Consider the following 20,541-nt stretch of genomic DNA (forward strand, 5'->3'; position numbering starts at 1 on the left):
TCCATGGGGGCCTTTGGCGAGCGATTTACCTGACAGTATCCCATTTTTTGCAATTCTGAAAGCCGTTGATTCCAGCTTATGCACGTAAATGCAAACCAATAGACTGTATTCACAGCCTGCCGATCGCGCAATTATTGCGATTCCGCGAACAACGGCGAGCTAGTCTATAAGAGGAATCCATGGAAAACAATGTTCACGATGTCGATGTAGAAAACATCCTGGTGCTGGGCGCGGGCGAACTCGGCATGGCGGTGTTGCGCCAGCTCGCGCCCCGCACGGCGCATGCGCGCAGCCGGCTGGTGGTGCTGGTGTCGCCGCAGTCAATCAGCGATCCCGATCCGGCCCAACTGCAAAGCGCTGGCGTCCTGCGCGACCTGGGCGTGGACATGGTCGCGTTCGACCTGGCCGCTTGTACCGAAGCGGAGCTGGCCGCGCAGCTGCGGCCCTTTCACACCGTGATCAGCTGTACTGGTTTCGTCGCGGGTCCGGGCACGCAATTGAAGATCACGCGCGCCGTGCTCGGCGCCGGGGTGCGCCGCTATTTTCCGTGGCAGTTCGGCGTCGATTACGACGTCGTCGGCCAGGGCAGCGGCCAGCCAGTCTTCGACGAGCAGTATGCCGTACGCGCACTGCTGCGCGCACAAACGGGGACGGAATGGGTGATCGTTTCAACCGGCATGTTCACGAGCTTCCTGTTCGAACCTGGCTTTGGCCTGGTCGACATGGACGCTGGCATCGTACGCGGCCTGGGTAGCTGGTCGACACAAGTTACCGTGACGGCGCCTGAGGACATCGGCAAGCTGACCACCGCCATCCTGCTGGAGACGCCGCGCATTGCCAACCAGGTGGTGTATGTCGCCAGCGATACGGTCTCGTACGGTCAGCTGGCCGATATCGTCGATGCCGCCACCGGCCGGCATTTTCGGCGCGATTTGCTCACTGCAGGCATGCTGGCCGCGGCCTGTGCCGAGCATCCCGGCGATGGCATGGCACGCTACCGCCTGGCGTTTGGCCGTGGCGATGGCATGTGGTGGGACAAGGGCGTGACCTACAACGCTCAGCGCGGCATTCCCACTACCGACGTCAGGACCTGGCTGGCGTCGCAGCAGCGTTGAGCGTCGTGATCAAAACCGCATGTCAACCCGCGCATACAGCGTCCGTCCGTTGATGCCGAACGGGCAGGTCTCCCAGCAGTGCGTGAAGCCCATCTGAGGGAATGGCGCGGCGCCCACCTTGTCCCACTCGGTGGGGTACGTGTCGAACAGGTTGTCGACGCCGGCGGCCACGCTGACAGTCTTGTTGAACTTGTAGCGCAGGCCCAGGTCGGTTAGCCATTTTCCCTCCCAGGTCTGGATGAAGGGTGCGGTAAAGCCCTGGCCCTGCACGGGGCCATAGTAATTTTCGCGCAGGTTCAGGCCCCAGGCGCCGATGCTGTAGTCGGCCGACAGCACGTGGTGCTGGCGCGGCTGGCCGCGTTCGATCAGCGTGACCTGGGCGTCGTCGAACAGCTGCGCGCCGCTCAAGAGGCTTGATGACGAATTGCGTTCGGTGACTTTGGTCTGGTTGTAGCCCAGCTGGCCGCTCAGCACCAGCGTCGACCCGGCGCGGCGCGTGGTGTGTTCGACGGCGATGTCGAGGCCGCGCGTGCGCGTACCCACCGCATTCGTGAAGAACTGGACCTGGCCCACGCGCAGCGGATCGAGGATGGCGCGGATCGGGCAGGCGGCTACGCTGGGGCAGGGGCCCGTTTCCGGCGCGATGTTACTGGAGAAGACGATGCGGTCGGAAATGCTGGTCTGGTAGACGTCCGCCGTGACCGATAAATTCGTCGCCGGGCGCAGCACCAGGCCGATGCTGCCACTCCTCGAAGTCTCCTGCTTCAGCGGCGCGATGCCGAAGGCTTGCGTGACAGCGCTGCCTTCGCGCGCAGTGAGGGTGTCGGTCAGCACGCCGTCGCCATTGAGGTTGGTGGACACGGAGCTGTAGAACTTCTGCTGCACGCTGGGCGCCCGAAAACCGGTCGAGGCACTGGCGCGGATCCCGACCATTTTACTGGGGTCGTAGCGCGCGGTCAGTTTGCCGGTGGTGGTGGAGCCGAAATCGGAATAGCGCTCATGGCGGATAGCGGCGCCAAGCAGCAACTGGCTGGTGAGATGGTGTTCGGCGTCGAGGTAGAACGCGATGTTGTGGCGGCCGTCGTTAACTTCCGTGGCCGGGGTGTAGCCGGGAAATCCCTGGATGCCGGCCGCCGCGATGCCGCCGTTCTGGTCGAGAATGCGGATGGCGCGGTTGTTGGTGCGCCCGTAATAGTAGGACAGCGGCTCGCCCGCGCTGATGCGGTAGGCGTCGCGGCGCCATTCGAAGCCGCCGGCGAGGAAGGTGTTGGGCGTGAGCGGGCCTTTCAGGTCGGCGTTGAAGGTGGTTTGCGTGAACTGCAGCTTGCCGGTATCGGCTTCGCGCGGGGAGGCGTTGAAATTGCTGCACGAGCAGCTCGGCTCGTACCAGTAGCTGACGTTGATCGAGTTCCGTTCATGGAAATCGAGTTCGCTCTGGCCGTGGTTGATGCTGACGTCGAATTTCCAGTCACCCGGCAAATCGCGCCGGTAGCCGAGCGCCAGCGAGGCGTCCCGCACGACGGTGACGATATTCGGCAGGAAGCCGTTTGGGTACACGGCCGGCACGTTGCGGCCGTCTTCGCGTGGGCGGAAAAAACCGTAGGCGCTGCCGGTGCGGCGCGAGACGCCGCCGAAGGCATACAGTTCGCTCTCGCGCGAGAGCGGCAACCCGGCATTCGCCCACAGGTAGGCGTCGCGCGCGAGGCTATCGCCCAGTTGCTGCGTCACGCGCGGGGGCGAGACGCGCGCCGAGTCCGCACCGGCGCGGTTGGTGGCATTGCGGCGGCGCGCCTCCGCGGACAGTTGCAGGAAGCCGCCGTCGGTACCGAGCGCGATGCCGGTCGAGGCGCTCCCGGAGACCATGTCGCCATCGCCTTCGCTGGTGGTGCCGGCGCCGCCGGTCAGCTGCGTTTTACCTGGGGCTTGTTTCAGCACGATGTTGATCACGCCGGCGATGGCATCCGACCCGTACTGCGCCGCGGCGCCATCGCGCAGCACTTCGATGTGGTCGATGGCCGACAGGGGAATGGCGTTCATGTCGGTACCGGCGGAGCCGCGTCCGATCGATTGCTGGACATTGACCAGCGCCTGCTGGTGGCGGCGCTTGCCGTTGATGAGCACCAGCAGCTGGTCGGGCCCGAGGCCGCGCAGCGTGGCGGGGCGGATGATGTCGGTGCCGTCGCTGACGAAGGTGGTGGTGAAATTGACCGATGGGTCGAGTTCCTGCAGCACCTTGCCCAGTTCCAGGGTGCCGGTGGAGGCGATGTCGGCCTGGCCGATATAGGCGACGGGCACGGCGGTGTCGAGCGCGCTTTTGGCGGCGGCGCGCGAGCCGATCACGACGACGGACGGGGTGGTGTCATCCGTCTGCGCGGCGGCAGGTAGGCAGGCTGCGATGACGCTGGCAGCAAGCAGGGAAGGGGTGATGCGTCGTGCATAGATCATGCTGTCTCCTGTTTTAACCACATTGCCGGACTTGGCGTAAAACAATGGTGGTCTATCAACAAGTACGAACCTTGATCTAGCGCAAAGCTTTTCTTAAGGAAAGGGAAAGTTTGCGTCGTTACAACGGCGATGGCGCTCTGGATGGCATTGGGGCAGGTCGGGGGTCAGTTTTCCTGCTGGTCGCGCATCCAGTCTTTCAAGCCATTGACCCAGCTGCGCGCCGGTAAATTCAGGCTGCGCTTGATTTCGCCGGCGCGTTCGTACAGGATCGAGAAATCGATCTCGGGCGCACGCTTGAACGCGAGCACGACGATGTTCGCATCGTGTACCTCCGGCAGCCACACCACCGCATCGAACACGTCGCGCATATTGTCCAGGTTGACGTCGTAGTTGGCGTAGTCGCCGAAGACATTGGTGGTCATGATGCCGTCGTCCGACAGGCAGTCGAAACACGCCTGATAGAACGCGGGCGAATCGAGCACCGGCCCGCGCGCCTCTTCATCGTACAAATCGACCTGCAGGATATCGACGCGGCCGTGGTTGGCCGGATCGAGCACGAAGTCCATGGCATTCATTTCGCGCACATCGAGGCGCGCGTCGTTGGGCGGCAGCTCGAACTGGTCGTGGCAAATGGCGATGACGTTCGGATTGAGTTCGGCCGCGCTTACCTGCGCATCCGGGAAGCGGCGGTAGCAGAACTTGGTGAGCGCTGCGCTGCCCAGGCCCAGCTGGACAATGTGCTTTGGCGCCGCATTGAACAGCGTCCAGAGCATCATCATCTGCACGTATTCGAGTTCGATGGCATCGGGTTTGTCGATGCGCATGGCGCCTTGCACCCATGAGGTACCGAGGTGCAGGAAGCGCACGCCGCGAAATTCGGTGATGGTGGCGGGAGGATGGCCGGGATCGGCGAAACGGCTGGTGGCGAGAGAGGACGACATGGAAGAAGAATAGGCTGCGAAGGCCGATCTTAACAGACCATGGCGTCGCCGGTTCAGGTGGCGGGTAGCAGCGGCGGGTGCGCCGCATCGACGCAGTGCGCATTCCAGTAGCGCGCTTCAAACGTGCTCAGTACATGCTGGCTGTCGGCCACGACCTTTTGCGCAGGGTCTTCGATGAGAACGGCGTAGGTGTCGAAGGTGCCGGCGGCATTGTCGTCGATGCTGCGCGAGACGAAGCGCAACCCGCCCGTGTAGGCGTCGGCGGCGTCTTTCGCATCGACCACGCCGCACAGTTCGATGACGGTGGCGTCCTTGCCCGGATCGGCAGTTTTGACGATGTAGGACGAGCGGATCACCATCGAGCCGGGATTGCGCAGATTGGCTTTGAGCTGTTTCAGCGTGTTGTCCCTGGCCCAGCCGGCCGGCCCCACGGCCTTGTTACGGACGAACACCCCGGCGACGATCAACAGGGCCAGGCCCACCAGCACTACCACAGCCCATTTCAGGATTTTCATCGCGCACTTCAAGAGTCGAAAGAAGTATGCAGTATGAGGCCTGGCTAGCGCGCGAGCCGGAAAGTCTTGCGCACTTCATCGACAAACACCTCGGGCTGCTCCATGGCGGCGAAGTGGCCGCCCTGTTTCAGCTCGTTGAAGTGGACCAGGTTCGTAAAACGCCGCTCGGCCCAGCGCCGTGACAGGCGCACCTGCTCGCCGGGGAACATGCTGATGCCGGCCGGCGTGGTCATTGGCGCTGACGGCATGCCGCCGTGCCGCATCGACTGCATCGTTTCCCAGTACAGGCGCGCGGAACTTGCGCCCGTATTCGGCAGCCAGTACAGCATGATGTCGTCGAGGATGGCGTCGAGTGCGAACACGCTTTCGACATCGCCGGCGCTGTCGGACACGTCCTGGAACAGGGCGTAGATCCAGGCCGCCAGGCCCACCGGCGAATCGGCCAGGCTGAAGCCGACCGCTTGCGGGCGGGTCGCCTGTACCTTGAAATAGCCGGAGAATTGCTGGTCGTAGCGCTGGGCGTCGTCGAGCATGGCTTGTTCATGCGGCGTGGCGTCGGCGCGTTCCTGTTCGGTGGGCTGGAACATCAGCATGTTCAGGTGAATCCCGGTCAAGCCCGGCGGCGCCTTGTAGCCGAGCGTCGTGGTGACGGCGCCACCCCAGTCGCCGCCCTGGGCCGCCCACCTTTCGTAGCCGAGGCGTGCCATCAGCACGATCCAGGCGTCGGCGATGCGATTCACATTCCAGCCGCTGGCAGTAGGCTGGCCCGAAAACCCGAAGCCGGGCAGCGATGGAATCACAAGGTGGAAGGCGTCGCTGGCCTGGCCGCCATGCGCGACGGGGTCGGTCAGCGGGCCAATCACGGCGCGGAACTCCAGCACCGAGCCCGGCCAGCCATGCGTCATCAGGAGCGGCGTGGCGTCCGGATGGGGCGAGCGAATGTGCAGGAAGTGGATATCCACGCCATCGATTTCGGTGCGGTACTGGCCCCAGGCGTTGAGCATGGCCTCGCAGCGGCGCCAGTCGTAGCCGCCCTGCCAGCGCGCGACCAGGGCGCGCAGCTTGGCCAGTTGCGGGCCCTGGCTGGTGTCGGCGACCGTTTCGGCGTCGGGCCAGCGTGTGTTTGCCAGGCGGCGCTGCAGGTCGGCCAGGTCGGCATCGGGAATTTCGAGGTGAAACGGGTGGATGGTGGTGGACATGCGGCTTCCTTGACGTGCTACGCTGCTGGCCGGCGGTTGCCGGAAGGATTAAACTGAACTGACAAGTCTAGTTTAGCGCCCGTGATCGCCTGCTGTAAAGTTAATTCAAGTGAAAAGGGTGGGCATGGAAGGAGCGGTACAGGTGAAGCGCGCACGCGGCGGACGTCCGGCGGCGGGGCAGGGCGATGTCGAAACCCGCCTGCTGGTGGCCGCCACGCGCCTGTTTTTGGCGCGCGGTTACGACGGCACCAGCTGTGACCAGGTCGCGCTGGACGCCGGCGCCGGCAAGGCCAGTATCTACGCGCGCTATGCGAACAAGGCGGCGCTGTTTGCCGCCGTCATCGACCACATGCTGGCGCGCTCGGTCGGTCAGGATAAGGTGCCGGCCGAAACGCCGCTGCGGGAGCGGCTGGCGGCGGTGGGCATGCGCGTGCTGGCCGATGCGCTGTATCCGGATGCGCTGGCATTATTGCGCCTGCTGGTGGCCGAGCTGCCACGCATTGCCGACGCCAATGTGCGGGCCGACCAGTTGTTCTGGCAAGCGGGCGTGCGGCGCATCGCGCGTGCCATCGCACTGCGCGACCCTGAGGCGGCCGGCAAGGCCATCGGCCCGGCCGAACAGTTCAGCGAACTGGTGCTCGCGCCGGCCCTGATGCGCGCCTTGCTGGGCGAACCGGTGGCGCCGTTGCTCGCTGCCGCGCCGCCCCGGATCGAGGCCGCCATCGCGATGCTGACGGCGTCCGGGGCGCTGGACGGCTGGTCGTAATCAGTCCAGGTCGGCCGCGCTGTGGCGCTCTGCCACGCACGCTTCCGGCGCGCCGCGCACGCGGTTGACCTTCAGTCCGCGCCTGACGGCCGGACGCGCTTTCACTTCATCGGCCCAGCGCCGCAGCTGCTGGTAATTGTGCACCGACAGGAATTCGCCGGCGCCATACAGCTCACCCAACACTAAGCCGCCGTACCACGGGAAAATCGCCATGTCGGCAATGGTGTACTCGTCGCCGGCGATGAATTGACGGTCGGCCAGCAGGCGGTCGAGTACGTCGAGCTGGCGCTTGGTTTCCATCGCATAGCGGTTGATCGGGTATTCCAGCTTTTCTGGCGCGTAGGCATAAAAGTGGCCGAAACCGCCGCCGACGAACGGCGCCGAACCCATTTGCCACATCAGCCAGTTCATCGTCTCGGCGCGTGCCGGCTGCTCGGTCGGGAGGAAAGCGCCGAATTTTTCGGCCAGGTAGACCAGCATCGAACCGGATTCGAACAGGTGCACCGGCTGCTCACCACTGACATCTAACAGGGCCGGGATTTTCGAGTTCGGGTTGATGCCGACGAAGCCGCTGCCGAACTGCTGGCCCTCACCGATGTTGATCAGCCAGGCATCGTATTCGGCGCCCGCGTGGCCGGCCGCCAGCAGTTCCTCGAACATGATCGTCACCTTCTGCCCGTTCGGCGTGCCGAGCGAATACAGTTGGAACGGATGCTTGCCTACCGGCAGTTCCTTTTCATGGGTGGCGCCGGCGATCGGGCGGTTGATGTTGGCAAAGGCGCCGCCGGATTGGGTGGCGGGGGACCACACGCGCGGTGGGGTGTAGGGGGTAAATGGGTCGGTCATCAGGTTCTCCATGGTGAATGCTGTCGTGTGATGGATGATGCCGGAAAACCGACGGGCTTGCCGAACCAGGCTGTGTGGATGTGGCAGCCGAGCGGCGGCGCGAAGAAGCAGCGCTGCCCATACTGGCTAGAATTTTCTTGGGTGCTATTGCCAATTAATTTGACACTGACCCTAATTTTTGGGTTTGAGCTTGACGGCAACTTGTAGGGAATCCAAATGAGGGTCAGTGTCGAATTATTGAGCAATTGATCCACCAATCCAGGCGCCGGCATGCGCGCCTGGCGCGGCTTTCGGAGGATCAATTGGTAAATAATTTGACTCTGACCCTAATTTTTGGGTTTGAGCTTCGCGGCAATATTTCAGGTGGACTGTTGATCAGGTCGAAGGGAGGAAGAGGGTGACGGCCAGGCCGCCACCGTCGCGGTTGGCCAGGGTGATGCGGCCACCGTGGGCCTCGGCGATTTCGCGCGCCAGGGCGAGGCCGAGGCCGGTTCCGGCGCGCTTGGTCGAATAGAAGGGGACCAGGGCATTGGTCAGGACCGCGTCGTTCATGCCGGTGCCGCGGTCCAGCACGTCGATGCGCACGTGGTCTTGCACACGGCGCACCGACAGCGTGACGTCGTCGGGCGCGGAGCCCGATTCGTGGGCGTTTTTGAGCAGGTTGATCAGCGCCTGCTCCAGTTGGGCCGCGTCGATCTGGGCCGGCTCGGCCGGCACCTCGCCAGCCATCGCAAACGTCACATGCGACGACAGGCGCACGACAAACGCCTGCCAGTCGAGCGGCGCCAGGCGCGGCGTCGGCAGCTTGGCGAAGCGCGCGTAGCCAAGGATGAAGGTCTCCAGGTGGCGCGTGCGCTCGCCGATGGTCTCGAGGATTTGCGGCAGGCGCTCGACCTGGCCGCGCCGCACCAGCTCCGCACCCGAGTGGGCCAGCGACGCCAGCGGCGCCAGCGAGTTGTTCAGTTCGTGGCTGATCACGCGGATGACTTTTTTCCAGGTCTGCACTTCCTGGCGCCGTAGTTCGCTGGTGAGCTGGCGCAGCAGCAGCAGTTCGTGCTTGCGGCCATTGAGCGTGAAGCTGCGCCGCGCCAGGTGGAACACGTCTTCGTCTTCGCCGGCATTCACCGTGAACAGGCCATCGCCGCCGCGCGCGAGCGCATCGCGCAGCGCCGGTGTCGACCGGTCGAGCAGCTCGGGCAGCAGGTGACCCTCGAGCTTGCGGCCGGCGTCAAACAGCTGGCGCGCAGCCAGGTTGGCGAAGACGATCGGGCCGGCATCCTGCACCAGCAGCATCGCCACCGGCGTGTTTTGCACCATGGTGTCGAGCAGCAGCTCGCGCTGGACCAGCCCGAGGCGCTGTTCGCGCAGCACCGCGCCGAGCGCATTGTGGGCGTCGATCAGATCGGCCAGTTCATCGTTTTGCGGCCAGTGCAGGCTGAATGCAAAATCGCCGTCGCGGTAACTGGCAACCGTCCCTTCCAGCGCGCGGAAAAGCGACAGGATCGGCTGGATCTGCGCGCGGATCGTGATGATCGCAATCGGCACCACGCACGCCAGGCAGATGGCCAGTACCAGCGCGGGTCGACCGGGTAGCAGGGCATCGAGAACCAGCGCCAGGATCACGCCCAGCGCCAGCAAGGTGCCGACCAGCGCCGACCAGCGCGTCGTCAAGGACAGGCGGACGGCCTTGCGGTTCATGCGCCCCGGCCGATGCCCAGCCGCTCCATGCGCCGGTACAGCGCCTGGCGCGACAAGCCGAGATCCGCCGCGGCCTGCGCGACAATGTGATTGGCGCGCGCCAGGGCCTGCACGATGGTGTCGCGGTCCGGCTCCGCATCCGGTGCAGCGACAGGAGGCGGTGCCGCCGGCAAGCCCAGATCGGCCACCTTGATCATGCTGCCGCTGGCCAGCAGCGACGCGCGCGTGATGACGTTTTTCAGTTCGCGCACATTGCCCGGCCATGGATGCGCCAGCAGCGCAGCCTCAGCGCCCGCATCGAGCTGACGGGGGCCCTGTAAAAAGCTGTGCGCCAGCGCCAGGATGTCGCCTGGCCGCGCAGCCAAAGGCGGCAGGCGCAGTTCGATGACGTTGAGACGATAGAACAGATCTTCGCGGAAGGTGCCGGCGCGGATCATCGCGGCCAAATCCGCATTGGTCGCGCTGATCACCCGCACGTTCACCTGCCGCTCACGGTTCGAGCCAAGCCGCTCGAAGCGGCCGGTCTCGAGCACGCGCAGCAGTTTCATCTGCCCGGCCAGCGGCAAATTGCCGATCTCGTCGAGAAACAGCGTGCCGCCATCGGCCGCTTCGAATTTTCCCTCGCGCGCGCGCGCCGCGCCCGTGTAAGCGCCCGCCTCCGCGCCGAACAATTCGGCTTCGATCAGTTCGGCCGGCAAGGCGCCGCAATTGAGCACGACGAATGGGCCGGATGCGACTTGCGAATTGGCTTGAATGATCTCGGCGATGCGCTCTTTGCCGGTGCCGTTCGGGCCCGTGATCAGCACCGGTACGTCGGCCCGGGCCACCTGGCAGGCCAGACTGAGCACGCGTTCTGTGGCCGGGTCGCGCCAGACCAGTCCGCGCAGGTCGAATTGCTCTTCCAGTTCTTTGCGCGCGCGCCGCTCGCGCTGGGCCGATTGATGCAAGGCCTTGTTGGCCTGGCCCAGTTCGACCAGGTTCGACACCGTCGCCAGCAGTCTCTGGTCATTCCACGGCTTCGACAGGTAATCGGCCGCGCCGGCTTTGATCAGGTCGACGGCGGCGTCGAGGTGGGTCCAGGCGGTCAGCAAAATCACCGGCAGGTCCGGGTACTGGCGCCGGATGGCGCGAAACAGCGCCACGCCTTCTTCTCCGGACGTGGTGTCGTGGCTAAAATTCATATCCTGGATGACCAGGTCGACTGGCTCGCGCGCCAGCAGCGCCAGGCCCTCTTCCGGCGAGGCGGCGCGCAGCGCGGCAATGTCGTGCAGGGAGAACAGCACGTCGAGCGCCATCGCCACGGCGGCATTGTCGTCGATGATGAGTACAGTGGATGGCTTGGTGGACATGCGCGCTAGGATAGCATTGGCGTCACGTGCTGCGGGTGGCCAGCGCCGGCGATGTCGATGCGGCGCGCCACGCCGGGCCGTACACCGCTGCCACGCCGAGCGCCCAGAACACCGCCGCGCCGGACACCAGGTAGCCCAGCGGCAGGCGCGCCATGTGCAGCTGCGCCACCAGCAGCTGGTTCAGGCCGGCCGCCAGCATCACGCCCGCCACCACGCCCACGGTGGTGATCATGATGTTCTCGGTGATGAAGTAGCGCAGGATATCGACCTTGCGCGCACCGAGCGCACGGCGCACGCCGATCTGCTTGCGGCGCTGGATCACCCACAGGCTGGCCATGCCGACGATGCCGCTGGCGGTGATGATGAGCAGCAGTACGCTGACGGTGATCAGCATCCACGACAGCGCCATATCGGCGCGGTAGCGGTTCTTGCGCGTCTGCTCGAATGCGGTGGTGTCCAGGATGACCGGGTTGCCTGCGCCGTTGGCAGCGCGCAGCGCGGCCTGTGCCTCGCGCGTGACGCGCTCGCGTTGGCCCGCTTCGGCTCTGATCGCGTAAATCGTGCCGAAGCCGTTGGTCATTCGTATCGGCAGGATCATGGACAGCTCGCCCTTGTCACCGCGTCCGCCGCCGATGGTTTGCAGGCGTTCGACGACGCCGACCACGCGCAGGGCTTTGGCATCGCTGCCGGTGCCGTTGTAGAAGGTCTTGCCGACCACGCCAGATGCATTGGGCCAGAGCTTCGACGCCAGCGTGCGCGTGATCAGGGCGAAGGCTGGAAACGCGTCACCCTCGGCGTCGTTGTCGATGTCCATGATTTCTTCAGGGCGGAAATCGCGCCCCTCGACCAGTTGCATTTGCCAGGTCTGGATCAGTGAATCGGGGCTGTAATACAAGGCGACATGGCCGGTTTCGCGCTCCTGCTTTGGGTCTGCGGCAACGCTGCTCATATGGCCCGACTGCGACAGCGGAAACTGGTTGGTGAAGGCGGCCGAGCGCACCCCGGCCACTGCGCGAAGGGCGGCCGTCTCACGCTTTTGCAGCGCGGCCTGCTCGTTGGCGCTGGACTTGACCAGGTGGCGCACGCCGATGTGGACGACCTGCTCTTCCTGCGCGATGCCGCTCGGGCGGGCTGCGACAGCCTGGCGCAGGTTCACGATATGGAGCGCATTGGCCAGGATGGCCAGGCTGATTGCCACTTGCAAGGCAACCAGGACCGCGCCGGTTTTACTGCGCAGCAGCGCCGACAGGATGGGACGGATTTCCATGGTTTGCCCTTATTGCGATTTGAGTTGGATGGCAGGCGTGACCTGACAGGCGCGCCAGGTCGGCAGCAAGCCGGCCAGCAGGCTGGCGGCGAGCGACAGCAGGACCGTCATGACCAGCATTTGCCAGTCGAGGTGGGCGACGGTCTTGATTTCTTTTGACTGCATGCCGATCAGCGCCAGTGCCGCGAACGACAGCAGCAGGCCAAGGGCGGCGCCGGCCAGGCCGACGACCGCGGTCTCGATCAAAAATTGCTGGAAGATGGCGCGGCGCGAGGCACCCAGAGCGCGCCGGATGCCCACTTCGGCGGCCCGCACCGAGAACTTCGCCAGCAGCAGGCCGACCGTGTTGACCAGGCAAAGCAGCAGGAAGCCGAATGCGAGGTAGACCGCCAGGCGGCTGTCGTTCTCGACCACCTTCTTATACTCCAGCCATTGTTCGACGTCGAACAGCTGGTTGTTCGCCTTGCGCATCAGGCGGCCCAGCTTGCGTTGCTGCGTCGCATAGCTGTCGAGCCAGTCCTGCAGGCCAATGCGCTCGCCGCTGGTGCGCGTTTCCAACCATACTTGCATCCAGGTGCATTCTGATTTGAGCAGTCCCTGAAAGCCGGCCTCGCGGTTGCTGCTGCAGCTCATGCTGTCCTGCCCGGGCAATTCGTGGCGCACCGCGTTTGACAACGGCACCATGATCTCTTCTTCCTCGCCGAAGGCGCCCGGGCCGCCGACCAGCCGGTAGAATTTCGGCAGCAGCTTGAAGTTGTTCGTCACGCCCGTAATCTGGTAATTGAAACCATTCATGCGCATGCGCTGGCCGACCGGGCTGGCCGTCCCAAACAGCTTTTCGGACAGGGCGCGGCTGATCACGACAACGTCGGTACCGGCCTTGTCGTCAGCCTCGCTCCAGGCCTGGCCGTACAGGAACGGCACGTCGAGCATGCCGAAAAAATCGCGCGACGTCCCGATACCTCCGACGGACATGACCGCCATGTCACGGCGCGCCGGCTCGATCGCCCCGCTGATGCCGTACAGCGCCGCCTTGCGCTCGGCCGGTGCGCTGGCCAGCAGGTTCATGGCATCGATATAACTGATCAGGTCGTTGCCGTTGCGCGGGTCGTTCGGGTTGTAGCCTTCGAGCGGGCCATTGTCGATCAGGGGCGCGAACAGGCGCGTGCTTTTTTGCGGGATCGGATTGCTCGACATCGCGTGCAGGATCGTCAGCGTCGCGATACTGGCGGCCACGCCGACGGCCAGCGTCAAGATCATCAGCGTTGTCAGTGCCGGGTTGCGGCGCAGGCTGCGCACGCCAAGCTTGAAGTAGTAAGCGAACATGGCCTTGTCCTTAAGCGAATTGGCCGGCCAGCGTCGGCGCCGCGCGCACGATGTCCGTGGCCTGGCCGTCGATGATGTGCACATTGCGCTGCGCGCGCACGGCCAGTTCAGGGTCGTGCGTGACCATCACGATGGTGGTGCCCTGCGCATTGATTTCTTCCAGCAGTTCCATCACGCCGCGCGCCATTTGCGTGTCGAGGTTACCGGTCGGTTCATCGGCCAGCAGCAGCTTCGGGCTGCCGGCCAGCGCACGCGCAATGGCCACGCGCTGTTGCTGGCCGCCGGACAATTCGGCCGGATAGTGCTTCATGCGCGAGGCCAGGCCAACCTTCTGCAAGGCGTCCTCGATGCGTTCGCGGCGCTCGGCCGCATTGAAGCCGCGGTAGCGCAGCGGCACGTCGACGTTGTCGAACAGGGACAAATCAGGTATCAGGTTAAAGCCCTGGAAGATGAAGCCGAGCTTTTCGTTGCGCAGGCGCGAACGGGCATTGTCGTCCATGCCTTTCACGTTCACGCCGTCGAGGATGTAGTCGCCAGCCGTAAATTCTTCCAGCAGGCCGGCGATGTTCAAAAAACTCGTTTTGCCGGAGCCGGACGGGCCGGTGACGGTGACGAATTCACCCTGGTTGACGTGGATGTCGAAGCCGCGCAACGCGTGGGTTTCGATCATGTGGGTGCGGTACACCTTCGACAGATTGGTCATGCGCAGCATGGTGATGTCCTTTTATTGGGAAATGGAGACGGTGGGGGCGTTGTCGAACGCATCGGTGCCGGAGATGACTACCTTGTCGCCGATTTTTAAGCCCGAGATAATTTCGACGGCCGACACGCTGGTCGCACCGAGCTTGACGGGGGTGCGTATGGCGACGCCGTCGCGCACCACATAGGCATAGCGGCCACCTTCGCTTTCGACGAAGGGACCGCGCGGCAGCATCACGACGTTCGGCTTTTCTTCGATCAGCAGGCGGGCACTCAGGCGCTGGCTCTGGCGCAGGCCTTTCGGTTGCTGGCCATCGAAACGGACACGCGCCAGCACCTGGTTTTTCACCACTTCCGGCGACAGCGCGGACAAGGTGCCCATCGCAGTCCCGGCCGGCAGGGCAATTTCCGCGTGCATGCCCAGGCCCATGTCGGCGACATACGTTTCCGGCACTTCCAGTTCGACTTCGAGTTTGGACAGGTCGACCAATGTCATCAACGGCGCATTGGTGATGACGACCATGCGGTTCTGGACGTTCAGGGTGCCGATGAAACCGTCGACCGGCGCCCGTACCGTCAGTTCGTCAACGCGGCGCTGCGCGTTGGCCATCGACAGGCGCTGGCGTTCCAGTTCGTTGATTTTGGTTGTCAAGGCCAGTGCGACGTCGTCGCCTTCCAGCACCGCTGCTTGCGATGCGTGGCGCGCGCGGATCTGCGACGATGCCACCGCATCTTTCGCCTTCTGGTAATCGATCTTGGCGATGATTCCGACCGTGCCCACGCTGTCGTAGCGCTCGAGCGTGGTCTGGGCCGATTTGCGGTCGATCTCGGCGGTGTCGGCTTCCTTTTGCGCCAGCAGCTTCTGCTTGCGCGACAGGATGCCCTGGCGCGCCACTTCGGCTTTCAGCTGCTCGTAGCTGGACACTTCGCGTTTCAATGCGTCGGTGAGATCGGGCGACTCCAGCGTGGCGAGAACGTCGCCCTTTTTGACGGTGTCGCCGGCCGATACTTTCAGATTGACGGTGGCCGGCGCGGTGGCATACAGCGTCGGGCTGACGGCAGCGACTACGCGGCCATTGACGGAGGCGTCGCGCACCAGCGTGCCGCGCGTGACCTCGGCGATGCGCAGGCGCGCCGCGCTGACGGTGTGCACATCGGCGCGCCAGCCGGACAGCAGGTAGGCAGCGGCGCCGATCACGCTTGCCACCACGACGGCGATCACAAGAAAGCGGCGCGTGCGGCCAGCGGCGGGCGGGGCGAGGACGGCGTCCTGGAGGGAAGTGTCGCGAATCATGATCGAGTGGATGCTGTAAATAACTTGGCTAATGCAGGAACCGTGCCATAGCGTTAAGTGCTTGATTTGTAAGTAAGGCATGCGCTGGCGTCCGCTGTCCGGCGCTGTCCGCTGTGTCCGGGCTTGGCGCCGATCGATGCGCAGACGTGGGGCGATCTGCTGCTCGAACCGTATTCGGACACGCTGTCCGACGGGGTCAGCATCGCTGGCCGCCAGGTGCTGCACCAGCGTCTGGCCAGCGGCGTGGAAGATATCGATGCGCGCACTGCGTCGCTGCGCAGCTTGATGGCCGAGCGGTCTGCATTGGCCGCACTGCACACCAGTCTGCGCCCGCTGCGGCGCGCCGAGGTGGAGGTCGCGACGACGCTGTATGACGCCACGTCGCCGACGCCGCCAGGCTGGATCAAGTGGGCGGCATTGCTGCCGCTCGCGCTGCTGGCAGCAATCGTGGCAGTGGTGTGGTCACCGGCGGCCTGGTTGGCGGCTGGCGCGGTCCTGTTCTTTCTGATGGCCCAGCAGATGCGCTATTCGCAGCAGGTGGACGAGTGGAAGCGTCGCCTGGACGCGCTGCGCCTGGTACTGGCCACCAGCGCGCTGCTGGGAGACGCCGGGCGCGCTGAATTTGCCGAACTGGCTGCGCCCGCGCGGCGACTCTACCAACAGCTGGGACGGTCCAGCATGACGCGCCTGCCGGGCGCCGCCGGCTACGCCGACTGGTTCGCGCTGGCCAACGTGAAGCATTACTTCCGCAGCGCGGCGCTGGTATTTGCCGAGCGGGCGTTCCTGCAGCGCTGCTATCTGGCGTGCGGCAACCTGGAAGCGGATGTCGCGCTGGCGCGCCATCTGCTTGGGGCGCGACGACCGGTGCTGGTCCTTGCGCAGTGACGGCCTGGCGCTGGGCGGCGCGATCCATCCGCTGATGCAGCAGGCCAGCCCCTTGTCGCTGGCGCTGGCTGACAAGGGCGCCTTCCTGTCCGGTCGCAACGGGGTCGGCAAGAGCACCTTCCTGCGCACGGTTGGCATCAACCTGGTCGCCGCGCGCGCGTTCGGCTTTTGCTACGCCACCAGCGCTGCGCTGCCCGCCTTGCCGGTCCACGCCAGCATGCGCAGCGAAGACTCGCTGCTGGGTGGCGAAAGTTTGTATCTGGCCGAACTGCGGCGCGCCAAGGAACTGTTGGCCGCGTCCACGGCCGACGTGCCGGGCATCTTTCTGGTTGACGAAATTTTTCGTGGCACGAACCACCTCGAATCGGTGTCGGCGGCAGCGGCCGTGCTGGACGAACTGGCGTCACGTGCGCTGGTGCTGGTGTCGTCGCACAACCTGGTGCTGGCGCCCTTGCTGGCGCACCGGCTCGATCCGTATTTCATTGCGCGCGCCAGCGACGGCGCTTTGTCCCTGAGCGCCGGCGTGCTGGCGCATACGAATGGCATCAGCCTGCTGGCCGACCACGGTTTCGGCGCGGGTATCGAAAGCAATGCCGCGCGCGTCTGCGCATGGCTCGGGAACGGGAGGTAGCGGCAGGTGATGGCGAAAGCGTGCTTGGCTCATCCTGTACTGATGCAAGCCGTGGCGTGACGCCAGTTTGATCAAGCGCCAAAAAACAGCTGCTTGACCGGGCAGTTCGGGCGTAGTGCCGACAGGTGGACTGACTTGCGAAATTCATAGTGGGTGCCGACCACACCGGCAAGCATGTCGACAAACTGCAAGTTCAGGCAGGACTTGCTGTCGCGGTTGAGCGTTTCGAGTTGCGTCACCGCGCCTTCTTCGTACAAGCTCATTTCCAGATAGTGCTGCAGGCAATTGCCGCTTTCTACCTTGATCGAGCGCGGATCGGGGATCAGGGTGATGCGCGCGTGTTTCTTCATCTCGTCGAGCAGAAGAAGTTTCAGCATGTAGTTGTAGAGTTTGTTACTGTCCGATCGCAGGTGCGCCGCAACATTTTTCTTGTAGACGACAATTGCTTTGTACAAGATGATCGGATACGTGGTGCGCAAGTTCGTGGCGTTGCGCACGAAGGTGGACCTGGCAGCTTCCGGCATATCGACCCACTTTTTCTCTTGCCTGTAGTCCCACTTGCCTGAAGTGTAGAGCTGCTTCACCTTGCGCGTGGGGAGGTGGTCCAGCGTTTCGGGGAGCACCATCGCAGCGATTGTCAGGTAACGGCTGGAACCACCCCGGCCATAGGGCTGGGCGAATGACCAGCCCAAGTCGCCGCTCTCATCGACGTAGATCAGCATGACATGATCGACATGACGGGTTCGCTCCATGAAAAATGGCTCCGCAAAAGCGGAGCCATTAAAATAGGGTGGCAGCCCCTGAGATCGACGCGTTTACAACGCGCTTACGACGCCTTTTCGGTATCGCGGTTGCCTCAGGATTTACCTGCACAAGGCGATTGGAACAAATTTTTGGTCGCCTGTCAATCGAACGAGCGTACTGCTGTGTGACCTTCCAACGTTCACGATTAATGCGGCAAGGTCAGCACCTTCCCCTTGGCCAGCATCTCGCGGCAATCGCCGGTCGGCGTCGCCGTGTCGTAATTTGTCCACCCATAACTGTCGACATAGCGCGGATGGCGGCGCAGGGCTGGACTGGCGATGCTCCAGTCCAGGCGTTCGTCGGGATAGCGGATCGCGCCCAAATCGACCATCGTATGAAACATGTTTTCGGTCGACAGGCGTGCCTTGCGATGCGCCTTTAGTTGCGCCACCTTGTCCGGGTACAGATCCGCGTAGCTATCCGAATACCAGAACAACGCCGGCACGTGGAATTCATACTGCGAATTGTGGCCGTGGAAGGCGACGCGGCAGCTGCCGTCGTACAAGGTCTGACCATGGTCGGCGACGTAGGCCAGGGCGCTTGGCTGGGTCAGCGTTTTGAGCTGCTTGAGCACCTGCGCCAAAAACCAGTCGGTGTACAGGATCGCGTTGTCATAGCTGTTGTTCAGCTGGGGCTTGATGTCCAGGTCGGTGTAGACCGGCTTGGCCACGCCAGTCAGGCTCGGCTTCCATTGGTCGAACTGCTTTGGATAGCGGTGCGCGTAATTCCAGTGGCTGCCCATCGAATGGAGCACCACCAGTTTATACGGCGCCGGATCGCGCAAGGCGCGCGCAAGCGGCGCCAACAGCACGTCGTCCAGGTTGGAACGGTCGGAAAAGCCGCCCGGGTTCAGGAATTCGACCACGTTCGCTTCCCGGGCCAGCACCGAAACGGGGGTGTCGAACTTGCCGAACGAGATCTGGTTCGACAGCCACCAGGTTTTGTAGCCAGCCTCGCGAAACGCCGTCAAGAACGATTTCTCGGCAAAGCCGGCTTTGAGACTTTGCGTGGCCGGCTTGCGCGAGACGATCACCGGTACCGACAGGCGCGTGGCCGACACCGCCGTGATCAGGTCGCGCATGGTGACGATGTTCGGCTCCTGTTCGAGCAGCGGATTGGTCTTGCGCGCGTAACCGTTCAGGCTCCAGCGGTCGTAGCGCGACGATTCGCCCAGCACCACGACGATGGTCTGCTCGCGTATTTCACCACCCTTTTCGCCATCCTGCATGGGGGCAGCGAGGCGTGCACCGAAGTTGAAATGCGCACTGCGCTGGGCCAGTTCGGCCAGGTAGCGCCGCTCCATATAGAAGTCATATCCGCGCGCCGCCAGCCCGAACGGCCACGACGCGGCAAAGGCGTCGGCGTCGAGCGGCACCCGCGCCCATTCGGGCAGCGGTGTCGGTTTGCCGGCATCGACCTCGTGGTGCGCCCACCAGCCCGCGCCCAGTGCCCCGATCAATACCGCCAGCGTGACGAAGCGCGACGGATCGTTCCAGTCCAGCGCGCGGGTTTTAACGGCCGCGGCCCAGCTCCCGCCCCACCAGGCGAGCATCGCGACAATTACCCCGAGCAGCAGCCAGACCTTGGCGCCGAGGAAGTCGAGTGCTTCGGCCGGGCTGGTCTCGAACAGGATGCCCAGGTGGTGCGTGGAAATGCCCTGGCCGTAGTAGGTATACAGATACAGGTTGACTGGCAGGGCAAGAAAGGCGGGCAGCAGCAGCCAGTGAAACCAGGCCGGGCGTTTAAAGACGCTCCACAAGACCAGCCAGCCGATGAAGGCGATCGCCAGCAGCTGGGCCGGGCGCTCCAGCGGCAAGCCCAGCGCCCACGGCAAAAACGCCATGGCTGACAGCACGGCATAGGTGGCCAGCACGAACAGGGGCAGGGGGCGCAGCAGGGGGGATGGCAAGAAACGCATGGCACAGGCGGAGACGAAGCGAAGTGCGCATTATCGCGATGTTTCGCACGCAACAGGCTCACTATTTGCACAGTCAAGCGATGAGGCGTACACTGATTGTCTCAGCAGGGCAACGTTGGAAGTCTCTAAAATGTGTGCATCTGCTGGTAAATAAGCAAATTCGTCGGTAAACTTCCTGCTTGCAGGTTGACCGATGTCCATATCGCGTTTATACTCGCGAGTTCTCGAATTTATTCTGCCCCATCGCATTTTTCTTCGCAGCCGCTCCTTCGGTGAGTGGCTATCGTCGCCGGCTTTGTGGCCAGTTCGGGAAAAAGGTTTCAGTCCCCGGTTAAACCCGGGTCATCAACGTAGCATTTTGTTGGATTTAGAACGATGCCAACCATCAATCAATTGATTCGCAAACCACGCGTCGCTGCGATCGTGAAGAGCAAATCGCCGGCGCTGGAAAACAGCCCGCAAAAGCGCGGTGTCTGCACCCGTGTGTACACGACGACTCCAAAGAAGCCAAACTCGGCTCTGCGTAAAGTCGCCAAAGTGCGTCTGACCAACGGTTTCGAAGTTATTTCGTACATCGGCGGTGAAGGCCACAACCTGCAAGAACACAGTGTCGTGCTGCTGCGCGGCGGTCGTGTTAAAGACTTGCCAGGTGTTCGTTACCACATGGTTCGCGGTGCACTGGATACCCAGGGCGTTAAAGACCGTAAGCAGTCGCGTTCGAAATACGGTACCAAGCGCGCCAAACCAGGCAAGAAGTAAGCTCACGCTTCTTTTTTGCAATTAACTAATGAGTTGAACCGGTTGTAAAACCGAGTAAGTGAAGGGCCATGATGGCCGTTCGCG

At 63.6% G+C, this 20,541-nt stretch carries 18 protein-coding genes; 5 read left to right on the top strand and 13 right to left on the bottom strand.

The features are described from left to right. Nucleotides 1-179: 179 nt before the first annotated feature. The gene (locus tag V6M87_RS16280; RefSeq protein ID WP_332877701.1) at nt 180-1,115 is read left to right on the top strand and encodes an aromatic alcohol reductase; all 936 of its coding nucleotides are present in this window, start codon (nt 180-182) and stop codon (nt 1,113-1,115) included. A gap of 9 nt (nt 1,116-1,124) precedes the next feature. On the opposite strand, the gene V6M87_RS16285 is transcribed toward V6M87_RS16280, so the two are convergent. From V6M87_RS16285 to V6M87_RS16300, 4 genes are all read right to left on the bottom strand, one after another. Beyond that, nucleotides 1,125-3,560, bottom strand: a complete 2,436-nt coding sequence (locus tag V6M87_RS16285) for a TonB-dependent receptor plug domain-containing protein (protein WP_332877702.1) — start codon at nt 3,558-3,560, stop codon at nt 1,125-1,127. A gap of 164 nt (nt 3,561-3,724) precedes the next feature. Continuing rightward, complete coding sequence (locus tag V6M87_RS16290) at nt 3,725-4,501, bottom strand: spermidine synthase (protein WP_332877703.1); 777 nt, start codon at nt 4,499-4,501, stop codon at nt 3,725-3,727. Between the two features lie 53 nt (nt 4,502-4,554). Beyond that, complete coding sequence (locus V6M87_RS16295; protein ID WP_332877704.1) at nt 4,555-5,016, bottom strand: hypothetical protein; 462 nt, start codon at nt 5,014-5,016, stop codon at nt 4,555-4,557. 44 nt (nt 5,017-5,060) lie between these two features. Beyond that, entirely contained in the window at nt 5,061-6,215 is a 1,155-nt protein-coding gene (locus V6M87_RS16300) for an epoxide hydrolase family protein (protein WP_332877705.1), read from the bottom strand. A 142-nt stretch (nt 6,216-6,357) separates the two neighbouring features. Here V6M87_RS16300 and V6M87_RS16305 point away from each other — a divergent pair, with 142 nt between their 5' ends. Continuing rightward, nucleotides 6,358-6,981 carry a TetR/AcrR family transcriptional regulator gene (locus V6M87_RS16305; RefSeq protein WP_332877706.1) on the top strand — a complete coding sequence of 208 codons (624 nt, stop codon included), beginning with the start codon at nt 6,358-6,360 and terminating at the stop codon, nt 6,979-6,981. On the opposite strand, the gene yghU is transcribed toward V6M87_RS16305, so the two are convergent. The 7 genes from yghU to V6M87_RS16340 all read right to left on the bottom strand — a co-directional run bounded on the left by yghU (nt 6,982) and on the right by V6M87_RS16340 (nt 15,460). Next, the gene (gene yghU, locus V6M87_RS16310; RefSeq protein ID WP_332877707.1) at nt 6,982-7,827 is read right to left on the bottom strand and encodes a glutathione-dependent disulfide-bond oxidoreductase; all 846 of its coding nucleotides are present in this window, start codon (nt 7,825-7,827) and stop codon (nt 6,982-6,984) included. A gap of 375 nt (nt 7,828-8,202) precedes the next feature. Next, complete coding sequence (locus V6M87_RS16315; protein WP_332877708.1) at nt 8,203-9,525, bottom strand: sensor histidine kinase; 1,323 nt, start codon at nt 9,523-9,525, stop codon at nt 8,203-8,205. Next, nucleotides 9,522-10,874 (bottom strand): sigma-54-dependent transcriptional regulator, encoded by a 1,353-nt coding sequence (locus V6M87_RS16320; RefSeq protein WP_332877709.1) that lies wholly within the window; start codon nt 10,872-10,874, stop codon nt 9,522-9,524. Before V6M87_RS16320 ends, V6M87_RS16315 begins: the two co-directional genes overlap by 4 nt. A 22-nt stretch (nt 10,875-10,896) precedes the next feature. Further along, nucleotides 10,897-12,141, bottom strand: coding sequence for an ABC transporter permease (locus V6M87_RS16325; protein ID WP_332877710.1), 1,245 nt, complete (start codon nt 12,139-12,141; stop codon nt 10,897-10,899). 9 nt (nt 12,142-12,150) lie between these two features. After that, entirely contained in the window at nt 12,151-13,467 is a 1,317-nt protein-coding gene (locus V6M87_RS16330) for an ABC transporter permease (protein WP_332877711.1), read from the bottom strand. A 10-nt stretch (nt 13,468-13,477) separates the two neighbouring features. Next, nucleotides 13,478-14,179, bottom strand: coding sequence for an ABC transporter ATP-binding protein (locus V6M87_RS16335; protein ID WP_332877712.1), 702 nt, complete (start codon nt 14,177-14,179; stop codon nt 13,478-13,480). Nucleotides 14,180-14,191: 12 nt separating this feature from the next. After that, the gene (locus V6M87_RS16340; RefSeq protein WP_332877713.1) at nt 14,192-15,460 is read right to left on the bottom strand and encodes an efflux RND transporter periplasmic adaptor subunit; all 1,269 of its coding nucleotides are present in this window, start codon (nt 15,458-15,460) and stop codon (nt 14,192-14,194) included. A 123-nt stretch (nt 15,461-15,583) separates the two neighbouring features. Here V6M87_RS16340 and V6M87_RS16345 point away from each other — a divergent pair, with 123 nt between their 5' ends. Continuing rightward, nucleotides 15,584-16,345, top strand: a complete 762-nt coding sequence (locus V6M87_RS16345) for a hypothetical protein (protein WP_332877714.1) — start codon at nt 15,584-15,586, stop codon at nt 16,343-16,345. After that, nucleotides 16,335-16,976, top strand: coding sequence for a MutS-related protein (locus tag V6M87_RS16350; RefSeq protein WP_332877715.1), 642 nt, complete (start codon nt 16,335-16,337; stop codon nt 16,974-16,976). The genes V6M87_RS16345 and V6M87_RS16350 overlap by 11 nt, the downstream gene beginning before the upstream one ends. A gap of 71 nt (nt 16,977-17,047) precedes the next feature. Here V6M87_RS16350 and V6M87_RS16355 read toward each other — a convergent pair whose 3' ends face one another. Together V6M87_RS16355 and V6M87_RS16360 are read right to left on the bottom strand one after the other, a co-directional pair. After that, nucleotides 17,048-17,698, bottom strand: a complete 651-nt coding sequence (locus tag V6M87_RS16355; protein ID WP_332877716.1) for a DUF3800 domain-containing protein — start codon at nt 17,696-17,698, stop codon at nt 17,048-17,050. 227 nt (nt 17,699-17,925) lie between these two features. Continuing rightward, nucleotides 17,926-19,623: a phosphoethanolamine transferase gene (locus tag V6M87_RS16360; protein WP_442920606.1), complete on the bottom strand. Its 1,698-nt coding sequence runs from the start codon at nt 19,621-19,623 to the stop codon at nt 17,926-17,928. Nucleotides 19,624-20,073: 450 nt separating this feature from the next. Here V6M87_RS16360 and rpsL point away from each other — a divergent pair, with 450 nt between their 5' ends. Continuing rightward, complete coding sequence (gene rpsL, locus V6M87_RS16365) at nt 20,074-20,457, top strand: 30S ribosomal protein S12 (protein WP_332877718.1); 384 nt, start codon at nt 20,074-20,076, stop codon at nt 20,455-20,457. Nucleotides 20,458-20,541 lie beyond the last annotated feature (84 nt).

This window comes from Massilia sp. S19_KUP03_FR1, from assembly GCF_036688685.1.
GTDB lineage: Bacteria > Pseudomonadota > Gammaproteobacteria > Burkholderiales > Burkholderiaceae_D > JALYUM01.